The 20,594-nt window shown below is 64.9% G+C and carries 19 protein-coding genes; 7 read left to right on the plus strand and 12 right to left on the minus strand.

From position 1 onward, the window contains the following. Window positions 1-2: 2 nt before the first annotated feature. The 8 genes from ACQKIE_RS08635 to dnaA all read right to left on the minus strand — a co-directional run bounded on the left by ACQKIE_RS08635 (window position 3) and on the right by dnaA (window position 10,057). Entirely contained in the window at window positions 3-422 is a 420-nt protein-coding gene (locus tag ACQKIE_RS08635) for an ExbD/TolR family protein (RefSeq protein WP_167029499.1), read from the minus strand. 13 nt (window positions 423-435) lie between these two features. After that, window positions 436-1,206, minus strand: coding sequence for a MotA/TolQ/ExbB proton channel family protein (locus ACQKIE_RS08640; RefSeq protein WP_427457925.1), 771 nt, complete (start codon window positions 1,204-1,206; stop codon window positions 436-438). Between the two features lie 50 nt (window positions 1,207-1,256). Beyond that, a complete protein-coding gene (locus ACQKIE_RS08645; RefSeq protein ID WP_427457928.1) occupies window positions 1,257-1,919 on the minus strand; it encodes an energy transducer TonB in 663 nt (220 codons plus the stop codon). 197 nt (window positions 1,920-2,116) lie between these two features. After that, window positions 2,117-3,418, minus strand: a complete 1,302-nt coding sequence (locus ACQKIE_RS08650) for a tetratricopeptide repeat protein (protein WP_427457930.1) — start codon at window positions 3,416-3,418, stop codon at window positions 2,117-2,119. Window positions 3,419-3,703: 285 nt separating this feature from the next. Then, entirely contained in the window at window positions 3,704-6,148 is a 2,445-nt protein-coding gene (gyrB, locus tag ACQKIE_RS08655; protein ID WP_427457933.1) for a DNA topoisomerase (ATP-hydrolyzing) subunit B, read from the minus strand. Window positions 6,149-6,217: 69 nt separating this feature from the next. Then, complete coding sequence (recF, locus tag ACQKIE_RS08660) at window positions 6,218-7,300, minus strand: DNA replication/repair protein RecF (RefSeq protein WP_427457935.1); 1,083 nt, start codon at window positions 7,298-7,300, stop codon at window positions 6,218-6,220. Between the two features lie 87 nt (window positions 7,301-7,387). Next, window positions 7,388-8,488, minus strand: a complete 1,101-nt coding sequence (gene dnaN, locus ACQKIE_RS08665) for a DNA polymerase III subunit beta (protein WP_427457939.1) — start codon at window positions 8,486-8,488, stop codon at window positions 7,388-7,390. Window positions 8,489-8,701: 213 nt separating this feature from the next. Further along, window positions 8,702-10,057, minus strand: a complete 1,356-nt coding sequence (gene dnaA, locus ACQKIE_RS08670; RefSeq protein ID WP_427457942.1) for a chromosomal replication initiator protein DnaA — start codon at window positions 10,055-10,057, stop codon at window positions 8,702-8,704. Between the two features lie 189 nt (window positions 10,058-10,246). Between dnaA and rpmH the strand changes: the two genes are divergently transcribed. The 4 genes from rpmH (at window position 10,247) to mnmE (ending at window position 13,944) form a co-directional block, all read left to right on the plus strand. Next, a complete protein-coding gene (rpmH, locus tag ACQKIE_RS08675; RefSeq protein ID WP_007082494.1) occupies window positions 10,247-10,381 on the plus strand; it encodes a 50S ribosomal protein L34 in 135 nt (44 codons plus the stop codon). A gap of 14 nt (window positions 10,382-10,395) precedes the next feature. Beyond that, window positions 10,396-10,776, plus strand: a complete 381-nt coding sequence (gene rnpA, locus ACQKIE_RS08680; protein WP_427457945.1) for a ribonuclease P protein component — start codon at window positions 10,396-10,398, stop codon at window positions 10,774-10,776. 65 nt (window positions 10,777-10,841) lie between these two features. Further along, window positions 10,842-12,548 carry a membrane protein insertase YidC gene (gene yidC / locus ACQKIE_RS08685; RefSeq protein ID WP_427457948.1) on the plus strand — a complete coding sequence of 569 codons (1,707 nt, stop codon included), beginning with the start codon at window positions 10,842-10,844 and terminating at the stop codon, window positions 12,546-12,548. A gap of 52 nt (window positions 12,549-12,600) precedes the next feature. Continuing rightward, window positions 12,601-13,944, plus strand: a complete 1,344-nt coding sequence (gene mnmE, locus ACQKIE_RS08690) for a tRNA uridine-5-carboxymethylaminomethyl(34) synthesis GTPase MnmE (protein ID WP_427457951.1) — start codon at window positions 12,601-12,603, stop codon at window positions 13,942-13,944. On the opposite strand, the gene ACQKIE_RS08695 is transcribed toward mnmE, so the two are convergent. Further along, entirely contained in the window at window positions 13,924-15,147 is a 1,224-nt protein-coding gene (locus tag ACQKIE_RS08695; RefSeq protein WP_427457954.1) for an MFS transporter, read from the minus strand. The two genes, mnmE and ACQKIE_RS08695, sit on opposite strands and share 21 nt — an antisense overlap. Before the next feature lie 79 nt (window positions 15,148-15,226). Next, window positions 15,227-16,120 carry a LysR family transcriptional regulator gene (locus ACQKIE_RS08700; RefSeq protein ID WP_427458428.1) on the minus strand — a complete coding sequence of 298 codons (894 nt, stop codon included), beginning with the start codon at window positions 16,118-16,120 and terminating at the stop codon, window positions 15,227-15,229. Window positions 16,121-16,234: 114 nt separating this feature from the next. Between ACQKIE_RS08700 and ACQKIE_RS08705 the strand changes: the two genes are divergently transcribed. After that, window positions 16,235-17,284 carry an NAD(P)-dependent alcohol dehydrogenase gene (locus ACQKIE_RS08705; protein WP_427457958.1) on the plus strand — a complete coding sequence of 350 codons (1,050 nt, stop codon included), beginning with the start codon at window positions 16,235-16,237 and terminating at the stop codon, window positions 17,282-17,284. After that, window positions 17,281-18,501 (plus strand): MBL fold metallo-hydrolase, encoded by a 1,221-nt coding sequence (locus ACQKIE_RS08710; protein WP_427457961.1) that lies wholly within the window; start codon window positions 17,281-17,283, stop codon window positions 18,499-18,501. Before ACQKIE_RS08705 ends, ACQKIE_RS08710 begins: the two co-directional genes overlap by 4 nt. Here ACQKIE_RS08710 and ACQKIE_RS08715 read toward each other — a convergent pair. Beyond that, window positions 18,472-18,912 carry a winged helix-turn-helix transcriptional regulator gene (locus ACQKIE_RS08715; RefSeq protein ID WP_427457962.1) on the minus strand — a complete coding sequence of 147 codons (441 nt, stop codon included), beginning with the start codon at window positions 18,910-18,912 and terminating at the stop codon, window positions 18,472-18,474. The genes ACQKIE_RS08710 and ACQKIE_RS08715 overlap by 30 nt on opposite strands. An 80-nt stretch (window positions 18,913-18,992) precedes the next feature. Between ACQKIE_RS08715 and ACQKIE_RS08720 the strand changes: the two genes are divergently transcribed. Next, the gene (locus ACQKIE_RS08720; protein WP_427457965.1) at window positions 18,993-19,787 is read left to right on the plus strand and encodes an SDR family NAD(P)-dependent oxidoreductase; all 795 of its coding nucleotides are present in this window, start codon (window positions 18,993-18,995) and stop codon (window positions 19,785-19,787) included. Here the strand turns inward: ACQKIE_RS08720 and ACQKIE_RS08725 are convergent. Beyond that, window positions 19,775-20,449: a DoxX family protein gene (locus ACQKIE_RS08725; protein WP_427457967.1), complete on the minus strand. Its 675-nt coding sequence runs from the start codon at window positions 20,447-20,449 to the stop codon at window positions 19,775-19,777. The two genes, ACQKIE_RS08720 and ACQKIE_RS08725, sit on opposite strands and share 13 nt — an antisense overlap. Window positions 20,450-20,594: the final 145 nt, after the last annotated feature.

Genomic DNA, 20,594 nt, shown 5'->3' on the forward strand with positions numbered 1-20,594 from the left:
CGTTACTCCCCCGCCTTGCCAGTCGACATGAAGCCGACATGGACCATGCCCGCTTCCTTGGCATCGCCAAGGATCTTCTTGACCACCCGATACTCGGTGGTGCGGTCGGCACGGATCTGGAGTTCCGGCTGCGGCGACTTCGCCGCCGCAACCGCGAACTGGGCCTTCAGTTCAGCCTCAGTGACTTCGCCGTCATTGAGGAAGTACGTACCGTCCGGCTTGACCGCGAGATCCATCGGTTCGACCGGGGTGTCATCCTTAACGTTCGGATTAGCCTTCGGCAGATCGATCTGGACCTTATGGGACATCAGCGGCGCCGTGATCATGAAGATGATCAGCAGAACCAGCATCACGTCGACCAGCGGCGTGACGTTGATTTCCGACATCGGCCCACCGGAGTTGCCCCCGCTGCTCATAGCCATGGGTCAGTTCCTCTTACTTCTTGACGACGGCAGCCGGACCGGTGCCTTCGACGCGGGCGCCCGTGGCGAAGAAGTCGTGCAGGTCGTGCGCGAATTCGTCGAACTGGGCATAGGTCAGGCGGTTCGAACGCATGAAGAAGTTGTACGCAAGCACGGCCGGGATAGCGGTGAACAGACCGAACGCGGTCATGATCAGCGCTTCACCGACGGGGCCGGCGACCTTATCCATCGAAGCGGAGCCCGAAGCGGCGATACCGATAAGTGCGTGGTAGATACCCCACACCGTACCGAGAAGACCGATGAACGGAGCCGACGAACCGACCGTGGCGAGCAGGGTCAGGCCGCCTTCCAGACGCAGGCTCTCGCGAGCGACGGCCTGGCGCAGGGCGCGGTCGATGAATTCCGAACGCGACAGCGTCTCGGCGAGGCGACCACCGGCGGCTGCCTGGTGGTGAGCGACGGCCGAAGCGGCATCGAGAGCGATCTTCGAGAACGGTTCGCCCTTCGGCTGCTCTTCGAGCATACGAATGGCTTCCTGCGTCGACGAGGTGTTCCAGAAGCCCTGCATCACCTTGTCGGCGCGCGCACGCACCATGCTGTTACGGATGAAGTTGGCGACGATGAAGTACCAGGAGAGTACGGACATCGCGACCAGCACCACGAACACAATCCAACCGAGGAAGTCGAAGTTGTGGATCAGGTGGTCGAAGCCCATCTGCTTGAGGGCGTCGGCATTGGAGTTTTGACCTGGATTAGCAGGCTGAGCGGAGGTGTCTTGCAACATAACGCTACCCTTGGGAAGTCAAGCGTGAACAGAGATGTAAGTGTGAGGACTTACAGCTGGTTTAGGTTGAACGTAACGGGGACACGTGCATAGCCTTCGACGGCCTGACCGCCTCGCTTGCCCGGGTTGAATCGCCAGTTCCTTGCCGCATCCTGCGCTGCCTTGTCCAGTTCGCGGAAACCGCTCGACTGGTCGACCTTGATGTCTTTCGGCGAACCGTCGACACCTACGAGGACCAGAAGTATCACCGTACCTTCATGCCGCTGACGAATCGCCTGCGGCGGATATCTTGGCGGGTTGCGCTGACGGTACGACAGATTCTCGCTGGGCGCGATGTCAGCCGGCGGTGCTGGCGGCGCGGGAGGCGCCGGCGGCGGTGCCGGAACGGCATTCGTGCTCGCCTCTTCAACAGCCGGCGGCGGCGGTGCCGGCGGCGGCGGTGTCGGTGGCGGCTTTACCTGCTGAATGATTTTCGGCGGCGGCTGCTTTGGGGGTTCCGGCGGCGGCGGCGGAGGAGGCGGGGGCGGCGGTGGCGGTTCGATGAAATCGACCTGCACGACCTTCTCTTTCTGCTTTTCCTGCGTCTTGGGCGGCGCCATGGGCGCGACCAGCAGCAGGAAGGCGAACGAGTGCAGCGCGATGGCAACAGCCAACGCACTGGTGCGCCCCCAACTGAACGGCGCTTGGCCGGTTGATTCGTTACTTGAGGCCATCAGTCACTATCAAGAGCTAATCAAGCGGAAGTGAGCCCGCACTGCTCTTCCGGCGTCGACGGCTTGACAATGCCGAAAACGCAGGTTTCTGCAAGCGGAAAGATAAGCAAGTTACACCAGCATATGGCGTTTGTATAGCACCTGAAGGGAGGATTTACGACGATCCATAGACCCCCCTTCCGGGTCTTTACAAGCGCTTACTTGCCGGTACCTGCCGTTTTCAACCAGGCGTTGGCCTTGGCAGACGTTTCAGGGTCCTGAGCCGCGAGCTTCATGTCCGCGATGGCACCCTGCTTGTTCTTCTGACCACGCTTGGCTTCCGCGCGCAGCATGTAGGCCTGGCCCTTATGCTGCACACCCTTGCTGATGGCATCCGTCGCCGACTTTTCAGCGGCGCCGTACTGGTTCTTGCTGAGCTGCAGCCGAGCGATGCTCAGCGTGATTTCACCGTCCTTCGCGAGCGGCGCGGCCTTCTGGTACGCGGCCAGCGCGGCGGCTTCGTTGCCGCCGGTGATGGCGGCGTCGCCCTGGAGCTTGTAGACCTCGGCGCTGGGCTTGACCACGCCCTTCGCCAGACCGTCGTCGAGCACCGCGGCGGCCTTGGAGGCATTGCCTTCCTGGCGGTCGCCATGTTCCTGGCCGTCGATCAGGTAGACCTTCGCGAGGTTGACGTACTGCTTCTCATCCTTGAAAGCGCCGGCGGCGCGACCCTTCTCCATCAGCGCGATGGCTTCGGGGTATTTCTGCGCCTGGATCAACGACGACGCAGCATTGTTCAAGGCCGTCGGATCGTTCGGGTTCTTCTGCAGCTCGGCCTGCGCGAGTTCGGCCGCCTTGTCGCCCTGGCCGGTCTCCGCGTAGCTGGCGGCGAGGATCTGGTCCCACGAACCCTGCGGCTTGGCATCCGGCATGGACTTGGCTTTGTTGATCGCGGCGATCGCTTCCGGGTACTTCTCGAGGCGATAGTCGATGTTGCCTTCGAGGCCGTACGAATCGGCCGTTTCCTTCTTGCCTTCGTTACGCCATTCCTGCAGCGACTGCAGTGCCGGCGCGTACTGTTCGTCGGCCACGAGGAACTGCGTGTACATGTACTTCAGCTGGAAGTACGTGTCGTTCGGCATGACGCCGATATCGAGCGCCTGCTTCAGCGTGGCGATGGCGCCTTTGATGTCGCCGTCGTTGTACTTCATGTTGGCGATGCCCTGGAGGGCGAGCGCCTGGGCGTACTTGCTGCTGGTGCCCGAACCATCGGCGAGCGGCTGCAGGATCTGCATCGCCTTGTCTTTCTCGCCGTTGTTCGCGGCGTCGAGGCCCTCGTTGATGGCCTTCTGGTCTTTCTCGCTCTTGAGGTCGAGCTTGGGTTCCGTGCGCGTGGCGTTCGGGTACAGCGCTTCCTTCTTTTCCTGGGGCTTGGTGTCGCGAGCGACCACCGCACCACTGACAAGCGAAAGTGCGATCGCGGTAGCGAGCGCCAACTTGCTGAGGGAACCCTGTTTCATTGAATGACCTCGGTTGTAGGAGTCTTCGCACAAGGCGGCACTCCGGGGGACTACAGAGGTTAACCCGATTCTATTCCTAAGAACAAGTCGCAGCGCAAGAAAAAAGGAGAGTCAAAACAACGACTTGTTAGAAGAATGTTGGCGCTTACCGATTTATAGGCAAAAGGTTGCCTTGAAATCGCACTTTTCGACCCCTTTGCGGCGATCTGTGATGCAGCTCATAAAAAACGCCCGGTCGAGCGTCGACCGGGCGTTTTGGATGTCGCACGTGCTTTTATGGGCGAATCAGATGTCCAGATTCGCGACCTTCAGCGCGTTCGCCTCGATGAAGTCGCGGCGGGGTTCCACCGCTTCGCCCATGAGCATGGAGAACATCTGGTCGGCCGCGACCGCGTCCTCGATGCCCACCTGCAACATGCGCCGAGTTTCCGGGTTCACCGTGGTTTCCCACAGCTGCTCGGGATTCATTTCGCCCAGGCCCTTGAAGCGCTGGATCGTACGGCCCTTCTTCGCTTCCTCGAGCAACCAGTTGCGCACGTCGGCGAACGACAGCACGCCGCGCGAACCGTTGCCGCGCCGGACGACCGCACCGGGCTGGAGACCGAGTTGCGAGAGCTGCTGCGCGATCGAGTGGATGGCGCGGAACTCGGTACCGGCGAAGAACGCCTGCGGCATGATCCAGGTGTGGCTCAGGCCGTGCTGCATGCGCTCGACCTCGATCGCGGCGCCTTGCTCATTGAGCGCGGCACGGAAACGCAGCTTGTAGGTCGGCTTGCCGAGCCCGCTCGCACTGAGGCGGGTGGCGATGCCGTCGAGCCACGCCTGCATCCGAGCCGGGTCGGTCCAATGCCCTTCCTCGAGCGGTGTGTGCTCGATCATGGCCGTGAGCGACGCCACGTCGAAGCGGTGGCTCAGCCGCTGGATCTGGTCCTGCGCCGCCTGGTAGTCGCGCAGCAGCTTCTCGAGTGCCACGCCGTCGATGGCGGGGGCGCCCTCTTCCGGCGTCAGCGAGGCGTTGTCCACGGCGCTGGCGATCAGGTACTCGTTCAGGACGTTGTCGTCCTTGATGTACATCTCCTGCTTGCCCTGCTTCACCTTGTACAGCGGCGGCAGGCCGATGTAGACGTGGCCGCGCTCGATGAGCTCCGGCATCTGGCGGTAGAAGAAGGTGAGCAGCAGCGTACGGATGTGCGATCCGTCCACGTCCGCGTCGGTCATGATGATGATGCGGTGGTAGCGCAGCTTGTCCGGGTTGTATTCCTCCTTGCCGATGCCCGTGCCGAGCGCGGTGATCAGCGTGCCGACTTCGGCGGAGGCAATCATCTTGTCGAAGCGGGCCTTCTCGACGTTGAGGATCTTGCCCTTCAACGGCAGCACGGCCTGCGTACGGCGATTACGCCCCTGCTTCGCGGAACCGCCTGCGGAGTCACCCTCCACCAGGAACAGTTCGGACAGCGCGGGATCCTTCTCCTGGCAGTCGGCGAGCTTGCCCGGCAGGCCGGCGATGTCCAGCGCACCCTTGCGGCGGGTCATTTCTCGGGCTTTGCGGGCCGCTTCGCGCGCACGCGCGGCGTCCACGGCCTTGGAGGCGATGGCCTTGCTCTCTGCCGGGTGCTCGAGGAGGAACTCGGCGAGCTTGTCGTTGACGACCTGCTCCACCGCCGTCTTCACCTCGCTGGAAACCAGCTTGTCCTTGGTCTGCGACGAGAACTTCGGATCCGGCACCTTCACCGAGAGGACGGCGATCAGGCCCTCGCGCATGTCGTCGCCGGAAAGGCCGACCTTGGCGTTCTTCGCCAGGCCTTCCTTCTCGATGTAGTTCTGCAGCGTACGGGTGAGCGCCGCACGGAAGCCCGTGAGGTGGGTGCCGCCGTCACGCTGCGGGATGTTGTTGGTGAAGCAGAACATCGTTTCCTGGTACGCGTCCGTCCACTGCATCGCCACTTCGACGGTGATGCCTTCGGAGAACGAGCTGAAGCTGATGACGTTGGGGTGCAACGCCGTCTTGAGCTGGGCCAGGTGCTGCACGAAGGACTTGATGCCGCCCTCGTACGCGAAAATGTCCTTGCGGTCGTTCCGTTCGTCCACCAGCTCGATGGTGACGCCCGAGTTGAGGAAGGCCAGCTCGCGCAGGCGCTTCGCCAGGATGTCGTAGTGGAACTCGATATTGCTGGTGAAGGTCGCCGGGCTGGGCAGGAAGCGGACCATGGTGCCGCGACGGTTCGCGTCGGCGACGGCGGCGATGGGAGCCTGGGGTTCGCCGTGGGCGTACTCCTGGCGGTATTCCTTGCCGTCGCGCCAGATCGTCAGCCACAGCTTCTCGCTGAGCGCGTTCACGACGGAGACGCCGACGCCGTGGAGGCCACCGGAGACTTTGTAGGAGTTGGCGTCGAACTTGCCGCCGGCATGGAGCACGGTCATGACCACTTCGGCGGTCGACTTGCCCTCTTCCGGATGCATGTCGACCGGGATGCCGCGGCCGTTGTCGTCGACGCTGACCGACCCGTCCTGGAGGATGGTGACCTTGACGTAGTCGCAGTAGCCGGCCAGAGCCTCGTCAATGGCGTTATCCACCACCTCGAACACCATGTGGTGCAGGCCCGTACCGTCGTCGGTGTCGCCGATGTACATGCCGGGGCGCTTGCGGACGGCGTCGAGGCCCTTCAGGACCTTGATGCTGCCGGAGTCGTAGGCGTTCGAGTTCGTCGTCGGATCGAGAGGTTCGTTCATGCGATGCCCGGTGATGGCGCCAGAGTGCGGCCCCGAGCGGCGCGGAAAGGCTTCGGGACAGTCGGTCGATTATAGCAAACCCGTGACGGCACCCTGTTCCACGTGGAACATCGTGACCGGCTGTGCGGCAAGGGCGGAGGGAACCTCTGTCCCCGTCACGAAGACCTGGACGTCGCGGCCGAGAAGCTGCGCGACTACCCACTCTTGATGGGTACGATCAAGCTCCGATGCAAGGTCGTCAAGGCAGACCACAGGCCATTCTCCGCGGATTTCGGCGTGGAGCGACGCTTGCCCCAGGAGACACGCCAACGCGCACAATTTCTCCTGCCCGCGGGACAGGTGCTCACGCAACGGGGCCTGCTCGAACGTCACCGTGAAGTCCGCCCGGTGGGGTCCCACGGTCGTGTGGCCCCTCCCAAGGTCTCGCAGGCGGCGTTCTGCCAGCGTGGTGGCCAAATCGGCCGCCTCATCCCACCCCGGGCGGTAGCGGATGGAAAACGCCCCCAGTTCGGGAAGCACGTTGGTCATGAACGACTGGACGTGCGGGAGCAGGCGGTCGAGATACTGGCGACGGTATGTCGTCATCCCCTCCCCCGATGCCGCCAGCTCAGCCTCCCACGGCTCCAATTGGGCGGGGTCGACGCTGTTGTTCGCCCGAAGCAAAGCGTTCCGCTGCTTCAGCGCCCTCTGGTAGCGGCGCCACTGCCCGACGAAACCATGTTCCACGTGGAACAGACCCCAATCCAGGAACCGACGGCGCTCGTCGGAGGCGCCGGCGATCAGGTCGTGGGATCCCGGCTCGAAGCAGACAACGGCACACTCCTGGACCAAGGCACCGAGCGATGCCGCGGCATCGCCATCGACACGGGCCTGCCACCGGCCGCTCTCCCGACCCAGGCCAAGCCGGCGGACGCTCCCGTCGCCCTTTTTTACCTCGGCGAAGACGGAGAGCGAAGCCGACCCCCGCTTCAGCAGCACGTCGCGCGATCCCGCCCGGAACGAGCGCCCGTGCGAAAGCAGGTATGCCGCCTCGAGAACGCTCGTCTTGCCGGCACCATTGGGACCCACGAACACGTTGATCCCGGCTGACGGTGTCACCGACACCTCGTCGAGGCAGCGCAAGCCAGCGATCCGCAGCAGGTCGAACTTCATCCAGCCTTTATCCCATCCGAAACGAGAAACGCCGGGGTGTCGAAGACATCCCCGGCGTCATGGGCCGCACTTTAGCGTGGAAGGCCGTCAGAGACGAAGCGGCATGACCACATGGCGGGCTTCGTCGTTGCCCTCTTCCTGGAGCAGACAGCTGGACTGGGCATCGCGCAGGTTGATGCGAACCTTGTCACCGCGCAGGGCGCCCAAGGCGTCGAGCAGGTAGCCGACGTTGAAACCAACGGCCAAATCGTCCACCGCGGTTTCGGCCTCCACCTCTTCCTGGGCCTCTTCCTGCTCCGGATTGTGCGCGACGATCTTGATGCGCCCCGGGGTCAGTTCGAGCTTCACACCACGATACTTCTCGTTGGAGAGGATCGCGGCGCGCTGCAAGGCGCTGCGGAGCACGTCGCGCTCGATCGTGGCGGATTTGTCGGCGCCGAGCGGGATCACCGCCTCGTAGTCCGGGAAGCGGCCATCGATCAGCTTCGAGGTAAAGACCACGCCACCGCGACGAACGCGCAGGTGGTTCCGGCCGAACTCCAGCTCGACCGAGCCCTCGCCCGACTCGAACAGCCCGATCAGTTCGTTCACGCCCTTGCGGGGAATGATGATCTGCCGGCGAGTGGAAACGGAGCTTTCCAGCTTCGTTTCCTTCAGGGCCAGGCGGTGGCCGTCGGTCGCGACGCAGCGCAGCGTGTGTTCCTGGAGATCCAGCAGCATGCCGTTCAAGTAATAACGGACGTCCTGGTTCGCCATGGCGAAGGCCGTGCGATCCATCAGGTCCCGCAGCACTTCCTCGGGAAGCGTCACGCGCTCGACCAGTTCGATCTCGTCGATGATCGGAAACTCGCTGGACGGCAGCGTGGCCAGCGTGAACCGGCTGCGGCCGGCATTCAGCGCGATGCGCTCGCCGTTCAACTTGATGTCGATCTTCGCGCCGTCGGGCAAGGCGCGAACGATGTCGAACAGCTTGCGGGCCGGAATCGTGATCTCGCCTTCCTGCACGCCGTCGGCGGCGGTGGTGGCGATCATCTCGACTTCGAGGTCGGTGCCGGTGAACGAGACCTCGCTACCGGAGGCGCGCACGAGGAGGTTGGCCAGCACGGGCAGCGTCTGGCGGCGTTCCACGACGCCCACCACCTGCTGCAGGGGTTTGAGCAGTACTTCCCTCTGGATGCTGAATTGCATGCGTCCCCTACTCCTGCTTTTAAGTTTTTAAGATTTTATTGGTAGTTGTTGTTGGGCCGGTGGATATCTTGAAAAGCCGGAAATCACGTTGAATTTCAGAAGCTTGATTCTTGATATCGACTAGCTTGAACACGCGGTTTCGTGTGGGTGCCTTGTGGATAACTTCAGGCGTCAAAACCGTCCTCCATCCATCCACCTATTATCCACAGCTTCTCAGCCCGTCAAGATACGTATGAGTTGCTCCCAATCCTGGCGCATCCGTACGTCCTTTTCGCAGAAACCGCGAATGGTGCGGCACGCATGCAGCACCGTCGTATGGTCGCGGCCACCAAAGGCCTCCCCGATCTCAGGCAGGCTGTGCTCGGTCAGTTCCTTGGACAGGGCCATGGCGACCTGCCGGGGACGCGCCAGCGAGCGCACACGGCGCTTGGAGAGCAGGTCCGACAGGCGCACCTGGTAGTAGTCCGCCACCGTCTTCTGGATGTTCGGCACCGTGACGGCCTGCGCATGCGTGTTCAGCAGGTCGCGCAAGGTCTCCTCGGCGAAATCCGTGGTGATCGGCTTGCGGTAGAAGTTGGCGCGGGCGGCCAGCGTGTTGAGGGCGCCCTCGAGGTCGCGCACGTTGGACCGGATGCGCTTGGCCAGCAGCATCGCCACGTCCTCGGAGACTTCCATCTCCTTCTCGGCCGCCTTGGAAAGCAGGATGGCCGCGCGCGTCTCGAAATCCGGCGGCTCGATCGCCACCGAGAGGCCCCAGCCTAAGCGGGACTTGAGGCGCGGCTCCAGCTTGTCCAGTTCCTTCGGGTAGCGGTCGCAGGTAAGGATGATCTGCTGCTTCGCCTCGAACAGCGCGTTGAACGTGTGGAAGAACTCTTCCTGCGTGGTGTCCTTGCCCGCGAAGAACTGGATGTCGTCGATCAACAACGCGTCCACGGAGCGGAACCGGCGCTTGAAGTCGTCCATGTTCTTTTGCTGCAGCGCCTTCACCATGCCGCTGACGAACTGTTCCGAGCGCAGGTAAAGCACCTTCGCGCCCGGGTTGTTCTGCATGAGCAGGTTGCCGGCCGCATGCATCAAGTGGGTCTTGCCCAGGCCGGTGCCGCCATAGAGCAGCAGTGGGTTGTAGGCGCGGCCGGGATTCATCGCCACCTGCATCGCCGCGGCCTTGCCGAGCTGGTTCGACTTGCCTTCCACGAAGGTTTCGAACGTGTAGTGCGGGTCGAGGTTGTGCACGTGCGGCGGCTCGTGCGCCGGCTCCGCCATGCGCGGCGCGGCCTGCGCCGGGGCGTGCGCCGTCGACGAGGCGGGGCGCGAAGGTGCCGGACGGGCGCCGGACGAACCGACTTCCAGGCGGACGGGCAGGGCACGCCCGCTCAGGTGCTCCACGATCGACTGGATCTTGACCAGGTACTGCTCGCGCACCGTGTCCAGCGAATAGGGGTTGGGCGCGTAGAGGAACAGGCCGTGGCCATCCTCCCTGGCTTGCAGGGGCATCAGCCAGGTGTGGACGTCCTCGGACGTCAACTCGCCTTCCAGACGCTCGAGACAGCGCCTCCAAAGATCACTCATCAGGTATTCTTGCCACAGCAGGGGCGCATGCGCGCGGGGTGGACGACGAAGTCTACCAGTGTTCCGCCCCCTCCTCGGGCCTCGCCTCGCCGGAAGACCCGTGTCCTCTCTCGCCCAAGCGGTTGACAGTCCTACGGAATGTCCCGCATACTTTCGGGCCTTTTTCCCTCTTCATCCGGATGTAGCGCCATGAAGCGTACTTTCCAGCCCAGCAAGCTCAAGCGTGCACGCACGCACGGCTTCCGCGCCCGCATGGCCACCGCCGACGGCCGCAAGATCATCAACGCCCGTCGTGCGAAGGGTCGCAAGCGCCTGATCCCGTAAGCGGCTCGCCTGTCGTGCGTGCCGCAGCCATGCCGCGCGAGGCGCGGTTACGCCGCGCCGCCGATTTCGCCGCCCTGCGCACAGTCAGCGGTCGCCTCGGCGGCCGCTGTTTTCTTTTGCGCTTCGGAAACAACGACGCCGGCACCGCCCGGCTCGGCCTGGCCATCTCCAAGCGCTGCTCGAAACGCGCCGTCGATCGCAACCGGATCAAGCGTCTGGCGCGTGAGGCATTCCGTCGCGCCCGTCCTTCGCTGCCGCCGGTCGATATCCTCGTGATGGCCCGCGATACCGCGGTGGGCGAGACCGGCGCGGTGCTCCTGGCCGAGCTGGATGGCCTGCTGCGCCGTATCCGGCCGTTGAAGCCTGAGGGTGCCGACGGCACAATCGCGCGTTGACCTCACCGTCCTTCCCGCCTTTCCCGGCCAGCCGGCCGTGGCGCCATTCGGATCTGGCCTAAGCAATGAATCAAACGCGCACGCTCCTCTTCTTCGCGCTCATGTTCGTGGCGTACCTGCTGTGGACGGAATGGGAAAAGGACTACGGTCCGCAACCGGTCGCCCCGACGCCTGCAGCCCAGACCGATGCCGGTGCCGGCGCCGGCAAGCCGAACACGGACACCAGCATTCCCGGGGCCGCCGCGCCGGCTGCCGTGCCGACCGAGTCTGCCTCGTCCGCCGACAGCAAGGGCGAACTCGTCACGCTGGCTAACGACGTGCTGCGCCTGACGATCGATACCCGCGGCGGAAGCATCGTGCGTTCCGAGTTGCTCGCGTACCCGAACGATCCGGTGACGAAGAAGAATCCGAACCCGCCGCCGGCGCGACTGCTCGACGACACGCCGGAACACTTCTTCGCCGCGCAGGATGGCCTGGTCAGCAGCACCGGCGCCGCCCCCGACCATCGCGCCCTCTTCCATGCCGAGAAAAGCGAAGCCGTCCTTGCCGATGGCCAGAAGTCGGTGAGTCTCGACCTCACCTGGACCGATCCGTCCGGTGTGAAGGTTGTGAAGCGCTACACGTTGAAGCGCACCGATTACGTGGTGGACCTCGACCAGCGCGTCGAGAACGGTTCCAGCGTGGCCTGGACCGGCAACGCCTATCACCAGCTGCAGCGCGTTCCCGCGCCGAAGGCCAACTGGTTCAAGAGCTACACCGATCCGGCGCAGCACAGCTTCTTCGGTGCCGCGTGGTACAGCCCGGAAAACAAGTTCGAATCGCTGTCATTCCTCGACTTCGCCAAGAAGCCGCTGAACCACGCGATCACCGGCGGCTGGATCAGCATGCTGCAGCACTACTTCTTCGTCGCCTGGATCCCGCCGGCCGACCAGAACGTGACCTACAGCAGCACGATCGTCGATCCGAACTCCGCCATGCCGCGTTACCTCGTGCGCGCCTTCGGCCCGGCCATGCAGGTCGCACCCGGCCAGGCCGCCGACAGCGTCGCGCGCCTCTACATCGGTCCGAAGCTGCAGGGCACGCTCGACGTCATCGCGCCCGGCCTCGAGCTCACCAGCAACTACGGCTGGCTCACGATTATCGCGCAGCCGCTGCACTGGCTCCTCTCGCAGCTGCACGCGATCAGCGGCAACTGGGGCGTGGCGATCATCCTGCTCGTGCTGCTCATCAAGGCCGCGCTGTTCAAGCTCACCGATGCGCAGTTCCGGTCGGGCGCGCGCATGCGCAAGCTGCAGCCGCGCGTCGCCGCGCTGAAGGAGCGTTACGGCGACGATCGCATGAAGATGCAGCAGGCGATGATGGAGCTGTACAAGAAGGAGAAGGTCAACCCGATGGCGGGCTGCCTGCCCATCCTCATCACCTTCCCCATCTTCATCGGCCTGCTCCGCGTGCTGTCGGAGTCGATCGAATTGCGCCACGCGCCGTTCTTCGGCTGGATCCACGACCTCTCGGCGCCCGATCCGCTCTATGTGTTGCCGGTGCTGTACTTCCTGGTCACGCTGCTTACCCAGCGCATGATGCCGACCGCCGGCATGGACCCGACCCAGGCCAAGATGATGAAGGTGATGCCGCTGATCTTCGGCGTCTTCTTCGCCTTCTTCCCGGCCGGCCTCGTGCTTTACTGGACCGTCAACGGCGCCACCAGCCTGCTCCAGCAGTGGTGGATCAACCGCAGCGTCGACAGGGCCGAGATCAAGGCCAAGACGGCTTGATCCACAGGGCGGCGCGTCGAAAGACGCGCCGCTTCGCCATAGGGAGTTCCCCATGAGCCACGGCGAAGACACCATCGCAGCCATCGCCACCGGCGCGGGTGCGGCCGGTGTCGGCGCCGTTCGTGTCTCCGGCCCGCTCGTTCCGTCGATCGCACGCACGATGCTCGGGCGCGAGCCGTCGCCGCGACATGCACACTTCGCGGCATTCCGCGACGGCGACGGCGAATTGATCGACCGCGGCATCCTGCTCCACTTCCCTGGCCCGGCATCCTATACGGGCGAACACGTGCTGGAATTGCAGGGCCACGGCAGCGCGGTGCTGCTCGACGCCCTGCTTCGCCGCGTCGTCACGCTGGGTGCGCGTCTAGCGCGTCCCGGCGAGTTCACCGAGCGTGCGTTCCTCAATGGCAAGCTCGACCTCGCCCAGGCGGAAGCGGTGGCCGACGTCGTCGCCGCCACATCGGAAGCCGGGGCGCGCGCTGCGTTGCGTTCGATGGAAGGCGTGTTCTCGGCGCGCGTGGACGATCTCCTCGCCGAGCTGGTCGCGCTCCGCGTGCACATCGAAGCGGCCATCGACTTCCCCGAAGAGGAAATCGATTTCCTCGCCGACCCTGTCATCGGGCGGAACCTCGCCACGCTGCGAGCCAACCTCGATGCGTTGCTCGTCGAAACGCGGCGAGGCGTCCGGTTGAACGACGGCATATCCGTGGCGATCGTCGGCCGTCCCAACGCGGGCAAGTCGAGCCTGCTGAATGCGCTTGCGGGACAGGAGCGCGCCATCGTCACCGACATCCCGGGCACGACGCGCGATGTGCTTCGTGAGTCCGTCTCGATCGAAGGCGCCACGCTCGAACTCGCGGACACGGCGGGGCTACGCGAGTCGGACGACATCGTCGAACGCGAAGGCATTCGCCGCGCGCGCGCACAACTCGAGCGTTGCGACGTCGCCCTCCTCGTCACCGACGAGTCCCATGTGAGCGACGACCTCGCCTTCTTCGAAGGCACGCCGGCGCATGCAACGCGCGTCGTCGTCATCAACAAGATCGACCTGGCGCATGTCGCCGCACGCCGCGAACGGCATGGCGATCATGAAACGCTCTGGCTATCCGCACGCACGGGCGAAGGCCTCGACGACCTTCGCGCGATCCTCCGCCACCTCGCCACGGCGGGTGCGGGCGAAGGCGCCTTCAGTGCACGACGCCGCCATGTCGTCGCACTCGAAGCGGTGCGCGACCATCTCGAGCGCACGGCGCACGCCCTGCACGGCAGCCATGCCGGCGAACTCGCGGCGGAAGAGCTGCGCCATGCCCAACAGGCGTTGGGCGAAATCACCGGAACCTACTCGTCCGACGACCTCTTGGGCGCCATCTTCAGCTCATTCTGCATCGGCAAGTGACGGCCGGGTTTCCACGTCGGCGGCCGCGGCGATTGCCCAGATACCGAGGCCGAGCATTGCCAAGAGGCTGCCCACCCAACCCACCGACGTCCACCCGTAGCCGTGCGCGATGGCGAGTCCGCCGAGGAACGGCCCCAGCGCATTCGCCGTGTTGAAGGCCGAATGGTTGAGTGAGGCGGCAAGGCCTTGCGCGTCACCCGCGACATCCATCAGCCGCGTCTGCAACACCGTGGCGAGCGCGCCGCCGATGCCGATGAGGAACACGTTCAGTCCCAGCGTCCATACATTTCCCGCGGTGAACGGGAAGAGCGCCAGCACGACGATGCTCCACACCAGCAGTCCTCCCGCGGTGCGCATGAGCGCGCGGTCGGCGAAGACGGGAATGATCATGTTGCCGGCGGTGAGGCCGAGGCCGAAGACGCCGATCACCCATGGCACGGTGCCCAACGACATGTGCGTGACGGCCACGAGGGTATCGGCGAGATACGTGTAGACGGCGAATAGTCCTCCGAAGCCGATCGCGCCGATCGCCAGCGTGAGCCACACCTGCGGTCGCTTCAGCGCGCCCAGTTCGCGCAGAGGGCTCGCGTTCTGGTCCGCCGGCACCTCGGGCGCGAACAGCGCGACGGCGGACATCGTCGCGATGCCCAGCAACGCGACGAGCGCGAACGCCCACCGCCAACCGACCGCCTGTCCGAGCCAGCTCGCCAGCGGGACGCCGACCACCGTGGCGATCGTGAGTCCGAGGAACATCTGCCCCACCGCGCGCGTTCTGCGATTCGCCGGCACGAGCGACGACGCGACGAGTGCGGCGACGCCGAAATACGCGCCGTGCGGCAGGCCCGCGAGGAAGCGGAACACCAGCATCCAGTGGTAGTTCGGCGAAAGCCCGGTCAGGCCGTTGAACAGCGTGAACATCGCCATGAGAAGGAGGAGCAAGCGGCGACGCGGCACGCGCGCGCCGAGCACCGTCATGATCGGCGCGCCCACGACCACGCCCAGCGCATAGGCGCTGATGACGTGTCCGGCCGTCGGGGCGTCGATGCCGAGGCCCTGCGCGAACAGGGGCAGCATGCTCATGGACGCGAACTCGGTCGTGCCGATGGCGAAGCCACCGACCGCCAGGGCCAGGATCACCAGACCGACATGGGGAGCGCGAACGGGCGACGTGCCCGGGCGGAGCGCGGGTGCGGAAGAAGTCATTGGCAGCTCGGGGACGATGGGGCGCGTCGCCGCGTGTTGCGACGCAACATTGCCATAGGATACGCCGCCACAAGTGGACTTAGTAGGTCTCGTCGCGGACGAACTCGATGAAGGCCCTGAGGGCCGAGGTCACCCGCCGCTGGCGCGGGTAATAAAGCATGAAACCCGGATACGGCGGGCACCAGTCCTCGAGGACCTTCACCAGCTTCCCCTCGGCGACGAGGTCGGTCACCTGCTCGTCCAGGACGAGCGTGAAGCCGATCCCAGCCACGGCGGCATCGAGCGCCAGACGGAGGTCGCCGAACGTCACGCGGCCGCGCACGTCCAGTTCCAGCTTCTTCGTGCCCTGCTCGAACTCCCATTTGTAGAGCCGACCACTGGGGAAGCGGAATCGGATGCAGTCGTGCTGGAACAGGTCGTTCGGATGCTGGGGAATGCCGTGCTCGGCAATGTATTCAGGCGAGGCGACGCAGGCGCCCTGCTGGTCGCCGCCCATCGGCACCGCGATCATGTCCTCCGGCACCTGTTCCAGGAAGCGGATGCCGGCGTCGAACCCGAGCGCCACGATGTCCACGAGTCCGTCGTTGTCGACGGCCTCGAAGTGGATGTCCGGGTAACGGGTCAGGAACCGGGGCAAGAGCCCGGGCAGCAGCAGCTGGGCCGTCACGCGGGGCATGTTGATCCGTAACGTACCCGCGGGCGTCGCGCGGAAGTTGTTCATTTCCTCCAGCGCCTCGCCCACGTCGAGCAGTGCGGGCGCCAGCCGCTCCAGCAGGCGCTGCCCCGCCTCGGTGAGGGAAACGCTCCGCGTCGTTCGATGGAACAATACGACGCCCAGCCGTTCCTCCAGGCTGCGGATCGCATAGCTGATCGCCGACGTCGTCAGCGTCAGCTCGGCCCCGGCCTTGCGGAAGCTCGCGTGGCGGGCCACGGCCGCGAACGCGGCGAGGTGGGAAAGGTTGTCCGGTCGCATGATTGTCAAGGATAACTCAACGATTCATCGCGGAATCCCCGTTGGCGCAATGGATTGTTGAAGCATTACCGTTACCGGCTACCGATCCACACCCTTATGAAGAGGATGACTGCCATGTTCGAAGTCCGCGGATTCGCCGCCCCCCAGGCCAAGGCGCCCCTCGCCCCCTTCAAGGTTCCTCGCCGCGACGTGGGCCCGAACGACGTCCACATCGAAATCCTCTACAGCGGCGTCTGCCATTCCGACCTGCACCAGGCTCAGGACGATTGGGGTCCGGGCATTTTCCCGATGGTGCCGGGCCATGAGATCGTCGGCCGCGTGAAGGCCGTCGGCTCGGCGGTCACGAAGTTCAAGGTCGGCGACTATGCCGGCGTCGGCTGCATGGTCGATTCCTGCCGCGAGTGCGAATCCTGCAAGCGCGACCTCGAGCAGTACTGCCTGACCCACACCAGCTTCACCTACAACGGCACCGAACAGGACAAGACCACCCCGACCTACGGCGGCTACGCCACCGACATCGTCGTGCAGGATCGCTTCGTGGTGAAGATCTCGGAGAAGCTCGACCTCAAGGCCACGGCGCCGCTGCTCTGCGCCGGCATCACCACCTATTCGCCGCTGCGCCACTGGAACGTGGGCCCGGGCCAGAAGGTGGGCGTCGTGGGCCTCGGCGGCCTCGGCCACATGGGCGTCAAGTTCGCCAAGGCGATGGGCGCGCACGTCACGATGATCACCACCTCCGCCTCCAAGGGCGACGACGCGAAGCGTCTGGGCGCTGACGCCGTGCTGCTCTCCACCGACGCGGAAGCCATGAAGGCGGCGGCTGCGAGCTTCGACTTCCTGCTCAACACCGTGCCGGTCTCGCACGACCTGAATCCGTACATCAACCTGCTCAGGCTCGACGGCACGATGGTGCTGGTCGGTGTGCTGACGCCCATCGACGGCATGATCGGCGGTGCGCTCATGCTCCCCCGTCGTACCATCGCGGGTTCGGCGATCGGCGGCATGGCGGAGACGCAGGAGATGATGGACTTCTGCGCCGAGCACGGCATCGTGTCCGACATCGAGGTGGTCGACATGGCCTCGATCAACGAGACCTACAAGCGCCTCGTGAAGAACGACGTCCGTTACCGCTTCGTGATCGACATGGCGACGATGCCTGCTTGAAGCGCATCGCCCGCCATGTCGGCGTCGCGGCCGCCATTGTCGTGGCGTTGATCGTATTCGCCGCCGTCTCGGCGTGGCCGAACATCGGCACGAACCCGGACGGCGCGCGACTGTCGCGCTATGCCCACTCGCCGCAATGGCATGGCGATCGTTTCGACAACCCGCTGCCGATGTACAGCAACATCAAGGGCGGCATTTTCCAGCTGCTTCGATCGCAGCCGGGCGAGGAACCCGACCGTCCCGTACCGACGGTCGATTCCTCGGCGCTATACGCCGCCGCCCCGGCAAGCGGGCTGCGCATCACGTGGTTCGGGCATTCGTCGATGCTCGTGGAGATCGACGGCACCAACATCGTGGTCGACCCGCTCTGGAGCGAACGGGCGTCGCCGTTCCCGTGGCTGGGCCCGGAACGCTGGTACGAGCCGCCGGTGCCGATCGAGAACCTTCCACGCATCGACGCCGTGCTGGTGTCGCACGACCATTACGATCATCTCGACCGCGCCTCGATCCAGGCCCTGAACGCGCGCGGCGTGCGCTTCATCGTGCCGCTGGGTATCGGTTCCCACCTCGTGGGCTGGGGCGTGCCCGAGCAACGCATCACCGAACTGGACTGGTGGCAGGAAACGACGGTGGGCGACGTGCGTGTCGTATCCACCCCCTCGCGCCACGCGTCCGGACGACTGTCGCCACGCAGCAACCAGACGCTGTGGACCGGCTTTGCCCTCGTCGGCCCGGCGCATCGCGCCTTCTACTCCGGCGACACCGGCCTCAACGACACGTTCGTCGATGTCGGTGAGAAGCTGGGCCCCTTCGACGTCACGATGATCGAGTCCGGCCAGTACGATCCGCAGTGGCCCGACTGGCACCTCGGTCCGGAACAGGCGGTGCGCGTGCACGAGGAAGTGCGTGGACGCGTGTTGATCCCCGTGCACTGGGGCCTCATCAAGCTGGCGCACCATGCGTGGACGGAGCCGGCCGAGCGCGTCCTGGCAGCGGCGGCATGCCGTCATGCCGAGGTGCTGATTCCAGAGCCGGGGCAGGCCGTCGAACCGACGCTGCACCCCAAGCTCGCGCACTGGTGGCCGCGCCAGCGCTGGTACACGGCCGTCCAGCATCCCATCGTCGCCTCGCGCCGTGGCGATCCGAACGACCTCTTTCCCACGGCGGCTTGCCCGAAGCCAGCCGACTCAGTCCGGCATTACCAGGCGCATCGGTAGCTCGCCTAGCGGCTTGCCCGTCGTGCGATCCACGACGACAGGTTCGAGAGGACAGCCGGTGTCGCTGTCCACCAGGTGCGATAGCGCCCGTCCGCCGCCGTTATAGCGTCGACCCCATTCGCCCATCGCGGCGAGGATGGGAAGGAAGTCGCGCCCCGCCTGCGTCAGCACGTACTCGTCGCGCGGAGGCCGCTCGCTATAGCGCCGCTTCTCCAAGACGCCAGCCTCCGTCAGGGACTTCAATCGGCGCGACAGGATGTTCGGCGCGATCCCGAGGCTGGTCCTGAACTGGTCGAACTGGGTCAGGCCGAGGCTTGCGTCCCGCAGGATCAGGGCGCTCCAGGTGTCGCCGACGAGCGCGAGGCCGCGGGAGATGGCGCAGGTACCGGAAGAAAGTTTGTCGGAGTCCATTGCATTATGATAGCGATGTCACTATCGTATGGCAACGTAGTAACTATCGTTTTGCAACTAACTATGCGGAGTCAACGATCATGAGCATCCAGAACAAGGGTAAGGCACTGATTACAGGCGCTTCTTCGGGCATCGGCGAGCTGTACGCCGAGCGCCTTGCCGACCGCGGCTACGACCTGCTCCTGGTCGCCCGGCGTCTCGACCGGCTCAACGCCCTTGCCGAAAAAATCGCCGCGCGCACCGGCCGCAAGGTGGATGTGCTGCAAGCCGACCTTGGCGACCGCGAGGGGATCGCGACGGTAGAGCGCGTACTCGCGGAAGACGCCACGCTCACCCTCCTGGTGAACAACGCCGGCATTTCGCTGGAGGGCAGCATCCTCGAGAACGGCAGCGAGAACATCGAAAAGCTGATCGTCGTGAACACACTCGCGCCGACCTTGCTGGCCGCCGCGGCGGGCAAGGCATTCGCGGCACGCAACGAGGGCGGCATCATCAATATCGCCAGCGTGCTCGCCTTCGCCCCGGAGATGATGGACGGCCTCTACAGCGGCACCAAGGCGCACCTCGTCAACATCACGCTCGGGCTGGCGGCGAAGCTGCAGGGCACGAACGTGCGCGCGCAGGTGGTTCTGCCGGGCGCGACCCGGACCGAAATCTGGGAGAAGTCGGGCAAGGACGTGGATGCCATGCTGCCCGGCATGGTGATGGACACCGCCGACCTGGTGGACGCCGCACTGGTCGGCTATGACCGCGGTGAAGTCGTCACCATTCCGCCGCTGCAGGACGAGGAGCAGTACAAGGCCTACGAGGCCGCACGCCTCACGATGGCGCCGAACCTCTCGCGCAAGGACGTGGCACCGCGCTACCGCGCGTAACGCCGCGCCGAGACCGGAGCCGTTGCACGCATCGCCAAGACCGCGGCTACCAAGTACGTAGCGATATAGACGGCCTGCGAGATGGCGTCGTAGGAGTCGCTCAGCGGGTCGCCGTTACGCATGTGCGTGGCGACCGCGCCAGCCATGATCACGCCGAGACCGATCGCGGCGGCCAAACCCGGCCGCCGCTTCGCGAAGAACAGCAGGGCGAGCGACCCGGTCAGTTCGAGTGCCATGACCACGTAATGCAGGAACGCCGGGTAGCCCGAGGAGAGGAAGAACTGTTCCATTTCCTCGTTATGACGGATCTTGCCGACCTCGAAGAGCAGGAATTTTCCGGCCACGAGGAGCGCGGCGCCCACCGCGGCAAGCCATAGCGCGCGCTGACGTGCCCCGTTGCCGCGCGTGGATGGAAAGGCCGCGCCGATCGCGTACGCGACAGTCAGCGCCCACGCTACATGCAGCGCGACGAGGATCGGTTCGAGCATCTCGTCCGCATCCGCGACGTGCCCGAAGCGAAGGAGCATGGAAAGCACCTGCGCAAGCAGGACTCCCGCGGCGAGTCCGAGCGACCCTTTCGCCGCGAGGACCGCTTCCGATCGAAGCCAGGCGCCGGCCACGGCACCCAGGCAAAGCACGGCTACCAGGATCATCGGATTCATCGTCGCCCCCGCAGGTTTTCGCGAGGCTAGCATTCCCGCTCCTCGTGGGAATGTGCCTTTTGAACGATGCCAGCGGCTTAGCGCGCATTCCCGCCGCTCTCCGCACGAATGCGGGCTAAACTAATGGGCTCGCTTGATTCTTCTT

The organism is Luteibacter sp. NPDC031894 (genome assembly GCF_050273135.1).
Classification (GTDB): domain Bacteria; phylum Pseudomonadota; class Gammaproteobacteria; order Xanthomonadales; family Rhodanobacteraceae; genus Luteibacter.